Annotated in this window: 18 protein-coding genes; 14 read left to right on the plus strand and 4 right to left on the minus strand. The window is 34.4% G+C overall.

Annotated features, from left to right (window positions below):
- Positions 1 to 45: 45 nt before the first annotated feature.
- The 7 genes from AC1Q8M_RS05940 (at position 46) to bcbE (ending at position 7,065) form a co-directional block, all read left to right on the plus strand.
- Positions 46 to 1,884 carry an IucA/IucC family protein gene (locus AC1Q8M_RS05940; RefSeq protein WP_001261819.1) on the plus strand — a complete coding sequence of 613 codons (1,839 nt, stop codon included), beginning with the start codon at positions 46 to 48 and terminating at the stop codon, positions 1,882 to 1,884.
- On the plus strand, positions 1,871 to 3,109 hold the full coding sequence (locus AC1Q8M_RS05945; protein WP_098588029.1) for an AMP-binding protein: 1,239 nt from the start codon (positions 1,871 to 1,873) through the stop codon (positions 3,107 to 3,109). The genes AC1Q8M_RS05940 and AC1Q8M_RS05945 overlap by 14 nt, the downstream gene beginning before the upstream one ends.
- Positions 3,106 to 3,381, plus strand: coding sequence for a petrobactin biosynthesis protein AsbD (gene asbD, locus AC1Q8M_RS05950; protein WP_001250560.1), 276 nt, complete (start codon positions 3,106 to 3,108; stop codon positions 3,379 to 3,381). The genes AC1Q8M_RS05945 and asbD overlap by 4 nt, the downstream gene beginning before the upstream one ends.
- Before the next feature lie 23 nt (positions 3,382 to 3,404).
- Entirely contained in the window at positions 3,405 to 4,388 is a 984-nt protein-coding gene (locus AC1Q8M_RS05955) for a DUF6005 family protein (protein WP_000200710.1), read from the plus strand.
- A gap of 37 nt (positions 4,389 to 4,425) precedes the next feature.
- Positions 4,426 to 5,268 carry a sugar phosphate isomerase/epimerase family protein gene (locus tag AC1Q8M_RS05960; RefSeq protein WP_098855567.1) on the plus strand — a complete coding sequence of 281 codons (843 nt, stop codon included), beginning with the start codon at positions 4,426 to 4,428 and terminating at the stop codon, positions 5,266 to 5,268.
- 124 nt (positions 5,269 to 5,392) lie between these two features.
- Positions 5,393 to 5,599: an alpha/beta-type small acid-soluble spore protein gene (locus AC1Q8M_RS05965; protein ID WP_000113545.1), complete on the plus strand. Its 207-nt coding sequence runs from the start codon at positions 5,393 to 5,395 to the stop codon at positions 5,597 to 5,599.
- A gap of 236 nt (positions 5,600 to 5,835) precedes the next feature.
- Entirely contained in the window at positions 5,836 to 7,065 is a 1,230-nt protein-coding gene (bcbE, locus tag AC1Q8M_RS05970; RefSeq protein ID WP_071714448.1) for a bacillibactin exporter BcbE, read from the plus strand.
- Between the two features lie 53 nt (positions 7,066 to 7,118).
- Here the strand turns inward: bcbE and AC1Q8M_RS05975 are convergent, their stop codons facing one another.
- Positions 7,119 to 7,733, minus strand: a complete 615-nt coding sequence (locus AC1Q8M_RS05975; RefSeq protein WP_071714406.1) for a LysE/ArgO family amino acid transporter — start codon at positions 7,731 to 7,733, stop codon at positions 7,119 to 7,121.
- A gap of 118 nt (positions 7,734 to 7,851) precedes the next feature.
- Here AC1Q8M_RS05975 and AC1Q8M_RS05980 point away from each other — a divergent pair, with 118 nt between their 5' ends.
- Together AC1Q8M_RS05980 and AC1Q8M_RS05985 are read left to right on the plus strand one after the other, a co-directional pair.
- Positions 7,852 to 9,294 (plus strand): aminotransferase-like domain-containing protein, encoded by a 1,443-nt coding sequence (locus AC1Q8M_RS05980; protein ID WP_097853480.1) that lies wholly within the window; start codon positions 7,852 to 7,854, stop codon positions 9,292 to 9,294.
- Between the two features lie 12 nt (positions 9,295 to 9,306).
- The gene (locus tag AC1Q8M_RS05985; RefSeq protein ID WP_000816390.1) at positions 9,307 to 9,474 is read left to right on the plus strand and encodes a DUF3933 family protein; all 168 of its coding nucleotides are present in this window, start codon (positions 9,307 to 9,309) and stop codon (positions 9,472 to 9,474) included.
- 107 nt (positions 9,475 to 9,581) lie between these two features.
- On the opposite strand, the gene AC1Q8M_RS05990 is transcribed toward AC1Q8M_RS05985, so the two are convergent.
- Positions 9,582 to 10,547, minus strand: coding sequence for a patatin-like phospholipase family protein (locus AC1Q8M_RS05990; RefSeq protein ID WP_098855566.1), 966 nt, complete (start codon positions 10,545 to 10,547; stop codon positions 9,582 to 9,584).
- A gap of 87 nt (positions 10,548 to 10,634) precedes the next feature.
- Positions 10,635 to 10,781, minus strand: a complete 147-nt coding sequence (locus AC1Q8M_RS05995) for a YjcZ family sporulation protein (RefSeq protein WP_000540425.1) — start codon at positions 10,779 to 10,781, stop codon at positions 10,635 to 10,637.
- A 223-nt stretch (positions 10,782 to 11,004) separates the two neighbouring features.
- Here AC1Q8M_RS05995 and AC1Q8M_RS06000 point away from each other — a divergent pair, with 223 nt between their 5' ends.
- The 4 genes from AC1Q8M_RS06000 (at position 11,005) to AC1Q8M_RS06015 (ending at position 13,865) form a co-directional block, all read left to right on the plus strand.
- The gene (locus tag AC1Q8M_RS06000; protein WP_001034838.1) at positions 11,005 to 11,757 is read left to right on the plus strand and encodes a YwqG family protein; all 753 of its coding nucleotides are present in this window, start codon (positions 11,005 to 11,007) and stop codon (positions 11,755 to 11,757) included.
- Positions 11,758 to 11,907: 150 nt separating this feature from the next.
- Positions 11,908 to 13,068 (plus strand): transglutaminase domain-containing protein, encoded by a 1,161-nt coding sequence (locus tag AC1Q8M_RS06005; protein WP_098855565.1) that lies wholly within the window; start codon positions 11,908 to 11,910, stop codon positions 13,066 to 13,068.
- Positions 13,069 to 13,175: 107 nt separating this feature from the next.
- Positions 13,176 to 13,373 (plus strand): DUF4083 domain-containing protein, encoded by a 198-nt coding sequence (locus AC1Q8M_RS06010; RefSeq protein WP_001048104.1) that lies wholly within the window; start codon positions 13,176 to 13,178, stop codon positions 13,371 to 13,373.
- 30 nt (positions 13,374 to 13,403) lie between these two features.
- Positions 13,404 to 13,865, plus strand: a complete 462-nt coding sequence (locus AC1Q8M_RS06015) for an NUDIX hydrolase (protein ID WP_000024996.1) — start codon at positions 13,404 to 13,406, stop codon at positions 13,863 to 13,865.
- Positions 13,866 to 13,909: 44 nt separating this feature from the next.
- Here AC1Q8M_RS06015 and nadE read toward each other — a convergent pair whose 3' ends face one another.
- Positions 13,910 to 14,728, minus strand: a complete 819-nt coding sequence (gene nadE, locus AC1Q8M_RS06020) for an NAD(+) synthase (RefSeq protein ID WP_098855564.1) — start codon at positions 14,726 to 14,728, stop codon at positions 13,910 to 13,912.
- Positions 14,729 to 15,002: 274 nt separating this feature from the next.
- On the opposite strand from nadE, the gene AC1Q8M_RS06025 reads away from it, so the two are divergent.
- Positions 15,003 to 16,883, plus strand: coding sequence for an FtsX-like permease family protein (locus AC1Q8M_RS06025; RefSeq protein ID WP_001025995.1), 1,881 nt, complete (start codon positions 15,003 to 15,005; stop codon positions 16,881 to 16,883).
- Positions 16,884 to 16,965: the final 82 nt, after the last annotated feature.

Consider the following 16,965-nt stretch of genomic DNA (forward strand, 5'->3'; position numbering starts at 1 on the left):
CACGTAATACAAATAATGGTATTTTGTCATAAGGTGGAGGGTTTTATGAGAGTGGACATGTATCATACGAAAGTATTGAAGGCGCTCGAATCAGAAGATTACATTTCAGTACGAAGAAGAGTGCTACGTCAATTAGTAGAATCGTTAATTTATGAGGGGATTATTACACCGGTTCGCATAGAAAAAGAAGAACAAATTCTTTTTATAATACAAGGACTTGATGAAGAAGACAAAAGTGTCACGTACAAATGCTATGGCAGGGAACGGATGACATTTGGACGTATTTCGTTAGACTCATTAATAGTAAGAGTCCAAGATGAACAGCAAGAAATACAATCTGTCTCGCAATTTCTAGAAGAAGTTTTTCGGGTTGCTAGTGTAGAACAAGCTAAATTAGATTCTTTTATGCACGAATTAGAACAAACAATATTTAAAGACACGATTGCACAATATGAAAGAAATAATAAGAAAGAATATACTCAAAAATCTTACGATGAGTTTGAAAGCCATTTAATAGACGGCCATCCATATCACCCTAGTTATAAAGCACGTGTTGGATTTCAATATCGTGACAATTTTCAATATGGATATGAATTTATGCAGCCAATAAAACTCATATGGATTGCAGCGCATAAGAATTATGCGACTGTAGGTTATGAGAATGAAGTGATGTATAACGACCTTTTAAAAGAGGAGATTGGCGATCGTAAATTAGAAGAGTTTATGGAACGAATTCGTAATAAGGGATGTAATCCAAAACAGTACGTGTTTATACCTGTTCACCCATGGCAGTGGGTGAATTTCATCATTTCAAATTATGCGGATCATATACAGGGGAAATTTATTATTTATTTAGGAACATCAGAGGACGATTATTGCGCGCAACAGTCAATGAGAACATTAAGAAATATTACGAGTCCAAAGAAACCGTACGTTAAATTATCGATGAATTTACTCAACACTTCAACACTTCGTACGCTGAAACCATACTCTGTTGTGAGTGCACCAGCAATATCAAATTGGTTAAATGATGTTGTAAGTAATGACGCCTATTTAATGGATGAAGCACGTTTAATCTTGTTAAATGAGTTTTCCAGTGTAACGTATGACACGAATAAAAAAGCTATATATGGTTCATTAGGATGTATTTGGCGCGAAAGCATTCATAAGTATTTAGATGCACAAGAAGATGCAATTCCTTTTAATGGTTTATACGCTAAACAGAAAGATGGTACACCAATTATTGATGCGTGGTTGAATAAATATGGAATGAAGGATTGGCTACAATTACTTATTCAAAAAGCGATAATACCAGTTATACATCTTGTTGTAGAGCATGGCATCGCACTGGAATCACATGGACAAAATATGATTCTAGTCCATAAAGAAGGGGTGCCTGTTCGTATTGCGTTAAAGGATTTTCATGAAGGGCTTGAGTTTTATCGTCCATATTTGAAAACGGTTGACAAATGTCCCGACTTTACTAAAATGCATAAAACATATGCGAATGGAAAAATGAATGATTTCTTTGAAATGGATCGCATTGAATGTTTGCAAGAGATGGTGTTAGATGCACTATTCCTGTTTAATTTAGGAGAATTAGCATTCGTACTTGCGGATGAATATGGATTGAAAGAAGAACATTTTTGGATGATGGTTGTTGAAGAAATTGAAAATCATTTAAGAATATATCCACATTTGAAAGGTAGATTTGAAAATATTCAATTATATGCACCTACATTCTATGCTGAACAATTAACGAAACGTCGATTATATATGGATCTGGAATCGCTTGTTCATGAAGTTCCAAATCCATTGTATAGAGTAAGACAACTTATGAAACAAAAATCAGCTGTTACAGGGGGAAATTATGCTAATTGTTAATAAACAAGAGTATAGCAAAAGTGATTTTGAATTGAGATTACAAGTTTATGAGGAAATGGAACAATTTAAAGAAGCAGAAGGAAATAGATTTGCACTTTGTCTGAAAGATCCATTCGATATTATTACGATTGTGTTTTTCTTAAAAGAAAAGAAATCATCAGTATTACTTATACATGAAGATACACCAAAAGAAACAGCTATTGAAATGGCAAAGCGTGCAAATTGTGTAGGAATTTTATATGGAGAATATGGCGATTTTACAAAATTAGAAGTAGGGAACTTTTTACTAGAAGAGCCTTCTTTATTGCAATATAGTTCTGGAACTACAGGGGAACCGAAACTAATTCGTAGAGCATGGACGGAAGTTGATACGGAAATTACCGTTTATAATGAAGCTTTAAACTGTGAAGTAGATGAAGTGCCAATCGTTATGGCTCCTGTTTCACATTCATACGGACTAATATGTGGTACTTTATCAGCAATTAAGAGGGGGAGCCAGCCTGTAATCATTACGAATAAAAATCCTAAATTCGCATTAAATATAGTTCGCAATACAGAAAAACATATTATATATGCAGTACCACTTATGTTACACATTATGGGGAGTTTTCCATTAGGAGTGTTCCAGTTTCATAAAATTATGACATCAGGATCGCCTTTGCCAGAAGCACTATTTTATAAACTAAAAGAAATGACAACATATATGATGCAGCAATACGGTTGTTCTGAAGCAGGTTGTATTAGTATATGTCATGATATGAAAAGCCATTTAGATTTAGGAAACCCTCTACCTCATGTGAGTATAAGCATAGGTTCAGATGAAAAAGCACCGGAAGAAATCGTCGTGAAAATGAATGATAAGGAAATTTTCACGAAAGATTTAGGGTATAAATCTGAGCGTGGCATTCATTTTATAGGGCGTATGGACGATGTAATTAATGTTTCGGGATTAAAAGTCTTTCCTATAGAGGTAGAAGAAACGATGCTTCGATTGGAAGGTGTGCAAGAGGCAATTGTATATCGAGGGAAACATCCTGTGATGGGCGAAATAGTTAAAGCGAAAGTGATCTCTCATGTTGATCCAGTGAAAATAAGAGAATGGTGTATTCAGCACTTACCTTCTTATAAAGTTCCGCATGAAATTGAAAGTGTAAATGAAATTCCTAAAAATAAAACTGGAAAAGTAAGTAGAAAGTTACTAGAGATGGGAGAGGTTACAACATGAGACGGGAAGCGTTAAAGAATGCCGTGTTAAAAATTATGATAGAAAAAATGGAACTGAAAAATGTAACGCATTTAGAAGAAACGATGCGCTTAAATCAAGATTTATATATAGATTCGGTAATGATGTTACAGCTTATTGTATACATAGAAATGGATGTAAAGCTATGCGTTCCAGAGGATGAGGTAGATCCAAAGGCATTTCTTACTGTAGGATCTTTGCTTGATTTTATGGAGGAGTTAGAGCCGTTACAGGAAGTAAATGTGAATAACTAACCTTTAGGAAAGTGGATGAGAGTATGACTTCAATTAAAGTGCACTGTTTAGTGAGTTGTTTTTGTGAAATTATAAAAAGGCGTAGCGACATTGATTTTCGTCCATTTTATTTTGGACTATGGGATGGAGATTTTGATATAACAGAAGGCGGAATTATTTCATATCACTCTGAAAACATTAACCATGATCATTATTTACTTTGGTTTGAAAAATTGTACGGTATTAAAGTAAACGAATGGTATGATCATGCAAAAAATAAAGATAGCAATGTAGAAACGTTTTTAGAATTAGTAGAAAACAAGCCGGAAAATCGTTATGTCATTGTAATGGTTGATATGTCTCTATTACCAGAGAGGGAAAATAAATTTCATCAAAAACCGTTTCCACATTATTTAATGATATCAAAAACAGAGAAAGAAGAAGAGTGGTTCATGCTAGATCCTGATTTTCGTTGGGAAGGAAATATGGAAAGAGAAAAAGTACTTCACTCTATTCAAGATAACCCATTTGGTGGAGGTTATTTCATTGATATAGAAGGAATTGGGGAGCCAACGCAAGAAACAGTAGCTAGTTATTTCGCAGAAACATTCAAAAAGAACGACAATGAACTGACTATGGAACTGAAAAATTTAATTGTAAAAATGGCAAATGAGGAAGAAGGATATGCGCTTTCTGGACTTGTAGCAGCAGTAAAACAAATACCAGTACTTGCAATTCGTAAATATAGTTATGAGCATGCCTTTGCATACTTCCGTGAAACGTTGCAATATTCGGAGCAAGAATTTGATTATTGGTGTGATCGGGTAGAGGATATTGTACAAGGATTTACAAATGTACAGTATCGTGCAATTAAAATGGCAATGACGAATAATAAAGGTATGCTAGTATCGATTATTGAAAAACTGGATGAAATGAATGCAATTGAACTGCAAATTAAGAAGGAATTAGAGAGACAGTTTCTATCATGGAAAGGTATGAAAACAAATCAATCTGTCGCAACTCTTTAATAAGCTAACTGAATTTAAGATAGGGGAGTTTAATACTATGAAATATTCGCTATGTACCATTTCATTTCGTCATCAATTAATTTCATTTACTGATATTGTTCAATTTGCATATGGAAACGGTTTTGAAGGAATTGAATTATGGGGGACGCATGCACAAAATTTGTACATGCAAGAACGTGAAACGACAGAACGAGAATTGAATTTTCTAAAGGATAAAAACTTAGAAATTACGATGATAAGTGATTACTTAGATATATCATTATCAGCAGATTTTGAAAAAACGATAGAGAAAAGTGAACAACTTGTAGTACTAGCTAATTGGTTTAATACGAATAAAATTCGCACGTTTGCTGGGCAAAAAGGGAGCAAGGACTTCTCGGAACAAGAGAGAAAAGAGTATGTGAAGCGAATACGTAAGATTTGTGATGTGTTTGCTCAGCACAATATGTATGTGCTGTTAGAAACACATCCCAATACACTAACGGACACATTGCCTTCTACTATAGAGTTATTAGAAGAAGTAAATCATCCGAATTTAAAAATAAATCTTGATTTTCTTCATATATGGGAGTCTGGCGCAGATCCAATAGACAGTTTCCAGCGATTAAAGCCGTGGACACTACATTACCATTTTAAGAATATATCTTCAGCGGATTATTTGCATGTGTTTGAACCTAATAATGTATATGCTGCAGCAGGAAGTCGTATAGGTATGGTTCCGTTATTTGAAGGTATTGTAAATTATGATGAGATTATTCAGGAAGTGAGAGGTACGGATCTTTTTGCTTCCTTAGAATGGTTTGGACATAATTCAAAAGAGATATTAAAAGAAGAAATGAAAGTATTAATAAATAGAAAATTAGAAGTAGTAACTTCGTAATGTGAAATGATGTGAGAGTCTCGTTTTAGAGGCTCTTTTTTTACGGTAAAAAATAACCAAAAATTTCCATGTATTTTAATTTGAATTTAACACAATTTATATATAAATAAGGAGGTGATTGGTAATGGCTAGAAATCGTAATTCTAATCAATTAGCATCACATGGAGCACAAGCAGCTTTAGATCAAATGAAATATGAAATTGCACAAGAGTTTGGTGTACAACTTGGCGCTGATACTTCTTCACGTGCAAACGGTTCTGTAGGCGGTGAAATTACAAAACGCCTTGTAGCGATGGCAGAACAACAACTTGGTGGCGGATATACTCGCTAATTGTAGAAGGTTATAGGAGAAAGGAAGGATTCTTCCTTTCTTTTTTTTTCAATTAATTGGTATGGATATATTGTGAACTGGATTCAAAGAATAGGAATAATACTATAATTTCCCCAATTTCTTTTGTTGTGAATGGGAAGTAGTAAAGATGTAATAGCCCTGGTGGAATGAAAAGTTACGTTCCAGCGGGGCTATTATATGGTAAGAAATATATGATGAAAGGTTTCGAAGCCAACATGTTAAAAAAAGAAAACTGTTGTTTAATTGCGCTTGCATCAGTTCCACTTGTTATGACATTAGGGAATTCAATGCTCATCCCAATTCTGCCGACTATTGAAAAGAAATTACATATTTCATCGTTTCAAGTATCCATGATTATTACAATTTACTCTATCGTAGCCATTCTACTTATACCGATTGCTGGTTATTTATCAGATAGATGGGGACGAAAGATGGTAATGGTTCCGAGTTTGCTGATTGCAGCTATAGGAGGAGCGATAACTGGTTGGGTATCTTGGAAAGTTGATAATCCCTACAATTGGATATTGATTGGTAGAGCGATTCAAGGTATTGGTGCTGCTGGTGCAATGCCGGTTGTTATACCGTGTGTTGGTGATTTATACAAAGACGAAAAACAAGTTAGTACAGGCTTGGGAATCATTGAGACATCCAATACATTTGGAAAAGTGCTGAGCCCTATTTTAGGATCTGCTCTTGCTGCCATTGTATGGTTCTTACCATTTTGGGCGATTCCAGTTTTATGTGTCATATCAATTGTTTTGTTACTTGTTCTAGTAAAGGCAAAGAAACAAGAAGGAGAAGTACCACCACTTAAAGAGTTTATAAAATCTATTCTGTCTACGTTTCGAGAAAAAGGAAGATGGTTAATTGCCATTTTTGCATTAGGTGCAATTATTATGCTTATTTTATTCGGAATTCTCTTTTATTTGTCGACTATACTGGAATCAAAGTATGACATTCATGGTATATGGAAAGGGTGTGTGCTTGCTATCCCGTTACTTGTACTGTCACTTAGTTCCTATATGGCCGGTAAAAAAATTGGAGATAATCAAAATGTTATGAAGAAGTGTATTTATATTGGTTTTTTAATGGCAGCTGCATCAGTCATCATTCCTTTATTTATAAAAGGGATTTACTTACTACTTCTTTGTCTCGTTATTATGGGGATAGGAATTGGTATGGCACTCCCATGTTTAGATGCTCTCATTACACAAGGGATTGAAAAGGAGCAAAGGGGAACGGTTACGTCCTTTTATAGTTCAATGCGATTTATTGGTGTAGCAGCTGGACCACCTTTATATTCTTTTTTTATGAAAGGGGCGGACCATGAAGTGTTTTATTTGACAAGTATTTTCGCTGCCATTGGTGCTGTCATAGCAATCATTTGGATTAAACCAGCAAAGGATGCAAAGGCGGTAAAACAGAAACCGGAACCTACTTCATAATTTGTAAGAGAATTGCATGATGTTTTGAGTAACATGCAATTCTCTTTCGTTCATTAAGAATAAATAACTTGTTTTAACATATAAAGTGCGACACCCCATATGATGAGACCAGAAAATTTATTTAAAAATAAAATTGTCTTTCCGGTTGAGTCTAGTCTTTTTAGAAATTTCCCCGCTAAAGCTAAGCTTATAAACCAAATCCAAGAAACGATAATAGTTGCAAGTGTGAAAGCCCATTTTTCACTTCCTATGTATTGAATAGAATTTGTTCCAATTACACCGATTGTGTCTAAAATAGCATGTGGATTTAATAACGAAACTGATGCTGCGAAAAGGATTTGCTTTTTTAAGGGCATACTTTTTTCTTGTTTTACATCGTTGGAAGGATTACTTCTCCAAATAACAAAGCCCATGTATAGGAGAAAGAAAAATCCAATTATATATAATGAGTTAGTTAGCCAAGAAAAAGTAAGGAGTACAAGGGAGACACCTTGCACTGCAATCAATATGAGTAACGTATCACATATAGAGGCAGTTAATACTACGGGAGCTGTCCTCCAAATGTTTGGTTGGCTCGCACCTTGGTTAAAGACAAAAACATTTTGTACACCTAATGGAATGATAAGTCCAAATGCAAGAATGATACCATGAATAATTGCTTCACTCATCATATTACCTCCTATTTTAATTCATTATGATAGTGTATATTGTATAGAAGAAATGAAAATTTGTATCCATCCATATGGTTGGGGAGGTTACCAACCAAAAAGAATATAAGGTGATATAATGGGAAGATTCGTTTGGAAACCGAATATGTCTCTAGCGACTCCGCTGTATAAACAAATAGAAACTTATATAAAAGAAAGGATCGTTAATGGAGAATGGACCGTTGGAACGAAATTACCTTCACAAAGAGAGTTGGCACATACATTTGGTGTGAATCGAAGCACAATTGTAATGGCTTTCGATGAACTAGTTGCAAAGGGATACATAGAAGGGAATGGCAGGAAAGGAACAATTGTTGTAAATAATAATGAGAATGCTTCAACTTACGCACCCCCGCCTAATTGGCAGTCTTATGTAGAAACAGGACTTCATTATCCGAATCTCCCAGCTATTCAGGAGATTAATCAAGCTGAATTTTATCCACATGTAATTCGATTAGGAACAGGTGAGCTCGCGCCGAGTCTCTTACCTGAGAAAAAGATGAAAGAAATTATGAATAAGCTTTTAAAGTCAAATGTGACGCTTGGGTATGAAGAGCCGAAAGGAAATTTTTATTTAAGGGAAAAGATTTCCGAATACTTAAAGGGGCATGGTGTATATGTATCTCCTGACTCTATATTAATTGTTTCAGGAGCAATTCAAGCGCTGCAACTTATCTCTATGGGGCTTCTTCCAAAAGGGGCATCCATCTTATTAGAAAAACCATCCTATTTATATTCGCTTAATGTTTTTCAATCCGCAGGAATGCGTTTCATTGGAATACCAATGGATGAGAACGGTTTAAATACATCATATATTACAAAATATAAGAAGCAATTTAATGCATCTATTTTATATACAATCCCGTCTTTTCATAATCCAACGAACTTTAGTATGAATGCGAAGAGACGAATAGAAGTGATAGAAATATGTAATGAAATTGGATTACCTATTATAGAGGACGCAGTGTATCAAGACTTATGGTTTGATGCACCTTGTTCGAAACCTTTAAAAGCCTATGATAAAAATGGAATCGTACTACATATTGGAAGCATGTCCAAAGTAATTAGTCCAGGGTTAAGAATTGGATGGATTGTTGGACCTGAGCCAGTAATTCAAAGATTGTCAGACATAAAAATGCAAACAGATTATGGTTCAAGCACTATATCCCAGCAAATTGCAGCAGAGTGGTTTACAAATGGTCTATATGATGAGCATTTGCGCTTTGTAAGAAGTGAATTGAAAAAACGAAGAGATTTTATGTTACTAATGTTAGATAAATATCTTCGTGAAATAGCAACTTGGCATGAACCAACAGGGGGATTTTATATATGGGTACATATAAAAGTACCCATTTCATATCGCAGTTTATTTGATAAAGCTCTGCAAGAAAAGGTTTTATTAAACCCAGGTACTTTATATGATAGAAGTGCAAATCAATTTTTGCGCCTATCGTATTCATACGCAACGTTAGAAGAAATTGAAATAGGTATAAAAAAACTTGCACAACTAATGAAAAAGTAAGAGGAGAAAGTAATGAAACAATATGTAATTTGTCAAATGATCAATGGAGAAAAATATTTAGCTGCTTATGCGGAGACACAGCAAGAAGCAATTGAAAAAGCAGAACTGTTAGGATTAAGAACGGGAAATCGTTACATAGTTATTACTGCAGAAGAAGCCGAAGGGTTATCGTACCCTTAAACAATGTACGAGATTGTATAGGAAGTAAATAAGCCTAGTAATATAAGAAATTACTAGGCTTATTTACTATTAATTTGTCAAACGTTTTTGTATGCAAAATAATAATATTATGAGTCAAGTTGACGAAAAAATCGATTTGTCTTTCGGTCTTGATTTCCTTTTCTATATTCATCAATATATTGCCTAAAGTTCCAAGCTTGTAAAAATTTATTAGCAGAGTTATAACCAGAATTGTAAAGCCATTCTTTTTCTTCCTTTGTCAGTTCAAAATTAGTACTTGTAATCGTTCCTGTTGGAATTGTAATGGTTCTTGCTTTTGATTCGTTATCTAAATGACGTAAATCGTGAGCTTGCATCATTGTTTTAAATAGTCCTTTGAACATAGAAATAGGCTCGTTATAGTGAGCAGGGTCAGCTTGAATCTCATCTTTTACAAAATGAAATCCGAAAGTCGGCCAGCGAGGAGCGGTAGGTGAATCGAAAATCCAAATTGGATAATTACTTAGAATTCCTCCATCAACCATATAACAAGGCTGCTTCCATTTTGGAGTTCTCCATTTTACGGGTTCAAAGAAGAAGGGGATTGTACTACTCATTCTTACCGCTTTAGCGATAGAGAAGCGATAATTTAAAAATCCGTAGTTTGGTAAGTCGTCAGGAAAGACAACCATTTTACCATTACTAATATCAGAGGCGATGATTTTGAGTTTGTTTAGATCTGGTAAATCAGTAAATAAATGAACACCTTTTTTTCGAAGTAATTCTTCAATCCATTCTTCTATAAATACATTAGAGTATATACCTAGAGTAGTCCATGCACTTAGTCCCTTACCGATAAAAGGAATTCTATCAATAAAAGTTCTTTTCGTAAATTTATTATAATCAATATCAGTTATAATCGTTTTTAACTCTGAACAAGAATATCCTGCCGCTAGGAGCGCTGCAATAATCGAACCAGCCGATGTACCAGCTACACGTTCCCATTCATAACCTTTTTCGGCTAACGCGCAAATTGCCCCGACATGCGCAATACCGCGCACACCGCCTCCTTCAAAAACACCATCAATCTTCATTAAACATACTTCCTTTCGAATAAAAGATTTGGAAATGGAAAAAAAGCACGTATTGTACGTGCTTTTTTTCAATAGTTTTTAAGTTTACTAGCAGCCTACAAAGCCGCCCCAACAGCTAGCTCCGATGATGATTAGAAGGATGAATAAAACGATTAATAAAGCGAAACCTCCGTAACCACAACCACCACAGCTACCGCCGTAACCGTAACCGCCGCAACTATATCCGTAACCCATGTGGAATTCCTCCTTATATTAAAAATAAAAATGAACGAGGGGAAAATGTACTGGAAGAACTAAAGAACTATCGTGTTTGTAGGAACAATGTATAGTATGCTTTTTTAAACTTGTTCGCGTACGAAGGATAAGCCCGTTTTTTGGAGGCTTGTTGATTTTGTAAAGAATGAAGTATAATCTTTGTACTATGATATAAATAAGTATGTAAATGTAAGGAGAATTTATGAATAAAAAAATTGAAGTGTTAATTGATAAATATGAACTAACACACTTGAAAGAGGAACTTATTAATACTGTATTTCCTTGTATAAAAGTTGTGCCAAAGCAGCAGGAAACTGTTGCGATAGGTAGTTCGAAAATGGGAGGAGTTCCTGATCTACCAGCTTTATTTGAATATCCAAAGCATAAAGGAAATCCACTACAATTTATCGCGCAATTTAACTTAAGTGATTTACAAAATGTTGGTATGGATCACAATCTTCCTAAGACGGGGATGCTGTATTTCTTTTGCATTGAAAATTATTTTGAAGAAAATGTGAATCTAACAGAGGCTGGGCGTGTACTTTATTATGATGTTCCTGTAGAGCAATTACGAAGAGAAAATGAAATACAAGCGAAATATAACCAGTGTGCAATTACTTTTGAACTGACATACAAATTACCAGAACTTTTCATTGAAGATGAGGCTGATTCAGATCGTTTCTTGCAATTACTTGAAGAGCTAATTCCAGATAACTATGATAACCATCAAATGTTTGGTGAGCCATTCTCTGTACAAGAAGAAGTGTTATATGAGACAGGAGAATATATGGGAGTAGACCCGCAGCAAATGACTCTTTTATTCCAAATTGATTCAGATCATAAAAATTGTAATATGGTTTGGGGAGAACTAGGGATGCTATATTTCTGTATTAGTAATGAAGATTTGAAAAATCAACGTTTTGAAAATACATGCTGTGTATTACAAACATGCTAATGAAAAAAGGTTGTTCTTTTAAAAAGAACAACCTTTTTATGTGAATTAGTTAATATGCATAATCTCATATGACCTATACGAAAAAGTATTGTATACTCTGAAACTATACGATACTTTTTCGTATAGTTATAGAATATAAGGAGTGACAAGATGGGAAAGACAATTAAGTATGTGACAGCTGCCGCACTTTGTTCAACTATAGTAATGGGAGGCTTACAAGCGTCATCTGTATCTTATGCAGCTACAAATCCGAATACGGTGACAGCACAATCAGATGTAAAGTTATTAGATGATTTCAGAAAAGAATTAAAAAAACAGATTGATAATCGAGAAGAAAATATTACAATCACATATAAAACAAAAGATAGAAATGCTAGAAATATTATGGATCAATTGTATGGTGAGTTTAATAAAATTGTAGATGCTGATGAGTATGTAAAATATAATGTAGCGTCTACTAGATATTCTATTAAAGGAATGCCAGGGGACTATACGTTTACACTGCAAGTAAAATACCGTGAATCAAAAGAACAAACTCAATATGTAAAAGCTCAGGCAAAATCAATTGTTGGATCAATTGTAAAACCAGGGATGGATGAGCATGAGAAAGTAAAAGCTATTCACGATTACGTTGTGAAGCATGTGTCTTATGATACGTCTTATCAAGCGTATACAGCATATGAAGCATTAGCGAATCGTTCTGCCGTTTGCCAAGGATATACATTATTAACGTATGAGTTGTTAAAAGAGGCAGGTATTCAAAATCATATTGTAACAGGCACAGGAAATGGACAAGCTCACGCGTGGAATTTAGTGAACATTGAAAACAAATGGTATCACCTAGATACTACATTTGATGATCCAGTACCAGATAAAGCAGGGCGTGTAACTTACTCATATTTTAATATGTCTGACGAACAGTTAAGTAAAGATCATGAATGGGATCGTGGCAAATATCCAGCGGCAACTACAAGTTATTTTGGTGAATTAACAAATAAAATAAAAGCTGGTAGCTCAAAAACTATTGTATATGAGCAGATGTTAAAAGAAACAAATTTACAATACTTATCTGCAGAATACGGAGCAGAAAATTATAATGAATTTAAGCAAAAGTTGCAGCAACAGTTTGCAGCCAAACCAGAAAAAGTAGAAGTACGATATAAGCAGTCCATGGATGGAACGATGCAAGATATAAAGAAAGTATTAAATGAAATAAATTGGCCAAAAGGTGCAAAGCGTGTGTCTTATCAAGTAGCACCTTATAGTGCACTGGCGGGTTATTCATTGGCGACAATTACATTTACGTATTAAGCAATGAGAAAGAGCATCTGTAAAAGATGCTCTTTTTATATTTGTTGATCACTTTAAAATATTGGGAATTATGTGATAAAATAAAAAGGAGAGGATGTGAATGCTGAATGAACTTGTTCGAAAGTAATATTTTTACATTGATATATACTTGTTTAGTAATCGGACTTATCGTTTTGTTTTTCATATCATTTACTTTGTTTATTAGAAGAGTATTACAAAGCAGCGTTGCAAAGAAACACCACGTGATTAATATGAACCAGAAGCTAGATCGAATTATTGAATTGCTTGAAAAAGATAAGAAATAGCGATAGAAGAAGTATGAAAAGGGGAAGAGAATGGCGAATTATATAAAAGAATTACGTGAAAAAGTAGGGCATGATTATGTTTTCTTAAACTTTGCCGGTGGTTGTGTATTTAATAAAGAAGGAGAAGTATTACTGCAAAAAAGAGGAGACTTTAACGCTTGGGGCTTTCCAGGTGGCGCAATGGAGATAGGAGAATCGGCTGCGGAAACTGCAATCCGAGAAATAAAAGAAGAAACCGGGTATGATGTAGAAATAAATGAGCTTATTGGAGTGTATACAAAATATTTTCAATCATATCCAAATGGAGACAAGGCACAGTCAATTGTGATGTGTTTTTCATGCTCAATAGTTGGGGGCGACAAAAAAGTAGATGGTGATGAAACGTTGGATTTGAAGTTTTTCCCGTTAGACGACATGCCACCGTTATTTTGTAAACAGCATGAAGATTGCCTGCAAGATTTATTGGAGAAAAGAGTAGGGGTATATCGTTAACATATAAAAAAGAAGCTAAATGAGATTAGCTTCTTTTTTATGTTTTATTTCCACCAATCATCAAACATTGACGCTGGTACTTGTCTTTTATGCTCACTCACTGTGTAACGTTTTTCAATTTTCTCTGCAACGTCAGCTGGAACTGCTTTACCTTCTAAATAATCATCTAATTGATCATAAGTAATACCTAACTCTGTTTCGTCAGCTTGACCTGGTTTTTCATCTAATAAATCAGCTGTTGGCATTTTTAAGTAAAGTCGCTCGTCTGCACCTAACTCTTGTAATAATGCACGTCCTTGGCGCTTCGTTAATCCCGTTAATGGTAATAAATCTGCACCACCATCTCCGAATTTTGTAAAGAACCCTGTTACAGCTTCTGCAGCGTGATCTGTTCCGATAACAAGTAGCCCTTTTTGTCCACCAATTGCATATTGAGTAACCATACGGATACGTGCTTTCACGTTACCTTTATTGAAATCTGTTAATGATTCACCCAATAAGTTTTCATATTGATTTGAAAAAGCATCAACAGTTGAAGCAATATCAAATACAACAGATTGATCTGCTTGAATGAATTGTAATGCTAATTGTGCATCATCTTCATCTTTTTGTACTTTATAAGGAAGACGTACGGCGATAAACGTTACATTACCACCTTCGTTACGAATTTCTTCAACTGCAAGTTGTGCTAAGCGTCCTGCTAAAGTAGAGTCTTGGCCGCCGCTAATACCAAGTACAAATCCTTTTGCGCCTGTTTTTTTTACATAATCTTTTAAGAAATCAACTCGTTTACGAATTTCAACTTTTGGATCAATTACAGGCTGAACATGTAATGCTTTCATAATCTGTTCTTGTAATGTCATTATGTTTTCCTCCTATTCATATTAAAGCGGTAAATAAGTTTATATGTATAATGGTACATACTTCTATCCTTTATTATTTCGCAAAACTAACGAATATACAATAGGATGTGTGTATGAATATGAATGTAGTCATTATAAATAAAGTACTACGTATAAGCAATTTTTTTAAACCTTTCAAAACTGTAAGGTTTTTGTCATTTGAATCGATGGAAGGTATTTCCGTACTTTACTAATATAAAAACATAGTTAGTAGAAAGAAGGGCGGAGAAGTAATATGAACATTAGAGAACTCGCATATCGGAATGTAACGCGAAATAGACGGACATACTCAGCCTATTTTTTGAGTAGTGCATTTGCTATTATGGCCTTTTTTGTGTATTCATTTTTTGCGTTTCATCCGGCATTAAGTGCAGGAGAATTGGGTCAGTACGTATTCGTAAGTATGTCTTTTGCACAGTCTATTATTTACTTATTTACATTCTTCTTTATTTTATATTCGATGGGAATGTTTTTAAAAACGAGAAAGCGTGAGCTAGGAATTTTAATGATGCTAGGTATGACGAAATATCAATTAAAGCGTCTTATCTTTTTTGAAAATATTATGATTGGAATAGGGGCAATTATTTTTGGTATTCTTTCAGGTATGTTATTTTCAGGGGTATTACTATTTGTCGCCCCGATGATATTAAAACTAGATATATCCTTATCCTATTACATACCGATGAAAGCAATTGTTGTAACAAGTATTATGTTTTTCATATTATTTATGATCATATCATTGTTTAGTGCAGGAATGATTCGTAAAAATAAAATTATGAAGTTGTTTAGAGGGTCAGCAGAGGCAAAACCGGAACCGAAAGCATCAATCATTTCTTCAATATTAGCAGTAGTATTGCTTAGTGCTGGCTATGTAGGAGCTCTTCTATCGCATGGCGCAATGGTATTTATTATGATGATTCCTGTTACAACGGTAGTTATTATTGGGACGTATTTGTTGTACAAGCAGCTGAGTGTCTTTATTATTCGATTATGTAAAAAAAGTAAACGTTTCTATTGGACACAGACTAATATTATTACGTTATCAGATTTAGCGTATCGCATGAGAGATAACGCAAGAATGTTCTTTATTGTAACCATTATTTCTACTGTAGCATTTTCCGCAATAGGGACATTAGTCGGCTTCGCATCCATGACGAAAGGGATAATGGAGAGACCAATTGCGTTTCATTACCATTCTAAGCAAGGGAATAGTAACGAATCACAACATATACAAATGATTGACAAAGGATTAAAGAAACATAATATAGCAGCTTCAAAAACTAATATTTCGACAAAGAAAACGGAGGAACAGTCGTTAAGAAGCGCCACTTTTATAAAAGAATCAGATTATAAGGAATATGCAAAGTTAACAGGAGAACCATTTAATACTGTAGCCAATAAAGAGATTGTATTTTTGTCAGCTGATATACCAGGGCCAGCGATGAAAGAAAGAAAAGAAATTACTTTACCCAATATGAATGAAAGTTTAAAGGTGAAAAAAGTTACTTCATCTTCATTGGGGAAAATATTAAGAGGAAATGTTTATGTAATCTCTAATAATCAATATGATTCATTACAAGATGGATTTATAGAGACAAAAGATTATATGTATAAAACTGAAAGAACGAAAGATGAGATTGAAATTGGTAAAGAGCTTACTCATCAAATTAAACCGTATCAAGAACAGTCAACGTTTAGTGCGGAAGAGTACGAACAAAACCAAAGTTTACAAATTGCAGGACCGATTTTATTTGTAGGTTTCTTTATTGGTATAGTATTTTTCGTTTGCGCAGGAAGTTTCCTTTACTTCCGTTTATTCTCCGATTTGGAGGATGATGTTCGCTTGTTCGAAATGATTCGAAAAGTTGGATTGACGAGTGGGGAATTATCGAAGGTAGTTACAATTCGATTGGCGCTTTTATTCTTCGTTCCAATTGGTGTTGCAACATTACATGGGGCAGTAGCCTTAACTGCGTTAGGGCAAATGTTTGAGTACTCATTGTTTAAAGAAAATACAGTTGTATTAAGTATTTTCATAGGTATTCAAATTGTATACTTCTTACTTATAAGATCCCGTTATGTAAAACAATTGAAAGAGAGATTACGTATGCATTAAATGTGTTTTTTTAACTCGAGTACAAAATTTTCTAAAAAGAGGCAAGTATTGCCAAAAAGTGATAAAATGGAAAAAGCGAGGT

Source organism: Bacillus sp. GW823-FHT06A10, assembly GCF_058795375.1.

Bases quoted from the DNA above. Each gene is read 5' to 3' on its own strand.
- AC1Q8M_RS05945 (WP_098588029.1), top strand. From the start codon at position 1,871: ATGCTAATTGTTAATAAACAAGAGTATAGCAAAAGTGATTTTGAATTG.
- AC1Q8M_RS06000 (WP_001034838.1), top strand. From the start codon at position 11,005: ATGAATAAAAAAATTGAAGTGTTAATTGATAAATATGAACTAACACAC.
- AC1Q8M_RS05955 (WP_000200710.1), top strand. From the start codon at position 3,405: ATGACTTCAATTAAAGTGCACTGTTTAGTGAGTTGTTTTTGTGAAATT.
- AC1Q8M_RS06025 (WP_001025995.1), top strand. From the start codon at position 15,003: ATGAACATTAGAGAACTCGCATATCGGAATGTAACGCGAAATAGACGG.
- AC1Q8M_RS06015 (WP_000024996.1), top strand. From the start codon at position 13,404: ATGGCGAATTATATAAAAGAATTACGTGAAAAAGTAGGGCATGATTAT.
- AC1Q8M_RS05975 (WP_071714406.1), bottom strand. From the start codon at position 7,733: ATGAGTGAAGCAATTATTCATGGTATCATTCTTGCATTTGGACTTATC.
- AC1Q8M_RS06010 (WP_001048104.1), top strand. From the start codon at position 13,176: ATGAACTTGTTCGAAAGTAATATTTTTACATTGATATATACTTGTTTA.
- AC1Q8M_RS05940 (WP_001261819.1), top strand. From the start codon at position 46: ATGAGAGTGGACATGTATCATACGAAAGTATTGAAGGCGCTCGAATCA.
- AC1Q8M_RS05965 (WP_000113545.1), top strand. From the start codon at position 5,393: ATGGCTAGAAATCGTAATTCTAATCAATTAGCATCACATGGAGCACAA.
- AC1Q8M_RS05990 (WP_098855566.1), bottom strand. From the start codon at position 10,547: ATGAAGATTGATGGTGTTTTTGAAGGAGGCGGTGTGCGCGGTATTGCG.
- nadE (WP_098855564.1), bottom strand. From the start codon at position 14,728: ATGACATTACAAGAACAGATTATGAAAGCATTACATGTTCAGCCTGTA.
- bcbE (WP_071714448.1), top strand. From the start codon at position 5,836: ATGTTAAAAAAAGAAAACTGTTGTTTAATTGCGCTTGCATCAGTTCCA.
- AC1Q8M_RS05980 (WP_097853480.1), top strand. From the start codon at position 7,852: ATGGGAAGATTCGTTTGGAAACCGAATATGTCTCTAGCGACTCCGCTG.
- asbD (WP_001250560.1), top strand. From the start codon at position 3,106: ATGAGACGGGAAGCGTTAAAGAATGCCGTGTTAAAAATTATGATAGAA.
- AC1Q8M_RS05985 (WP_000816390.1), top strand. From the start codon at position 9,307: ATGAAACAATATGTAATTTGTCAAATGATCAATGGAGAAAAATATTTA.
- AC1Q8M_RS06005 (WP_098855565.1), top strand. From the start codon at position 11,908: ATGGGAAAGACAATTAAGTATGTGACAGCTGCCGCACTTTGTTCAACT.
- AC1Q8M_RS05995 (WP_000540425.1), bottom strand. From the start codon at position 10,781: ATGGGTTACGGATATAGTTGCGGCGGTTACGGTTACGGCGGTAGCTGT.
- AC1Q8M_RS05960 (WP_098855567.1), top strand. From the start codon at position 4,426: ATGAAATATTCGCTATGTACCATTTCATTTCGTCATCAATTAATTTCA.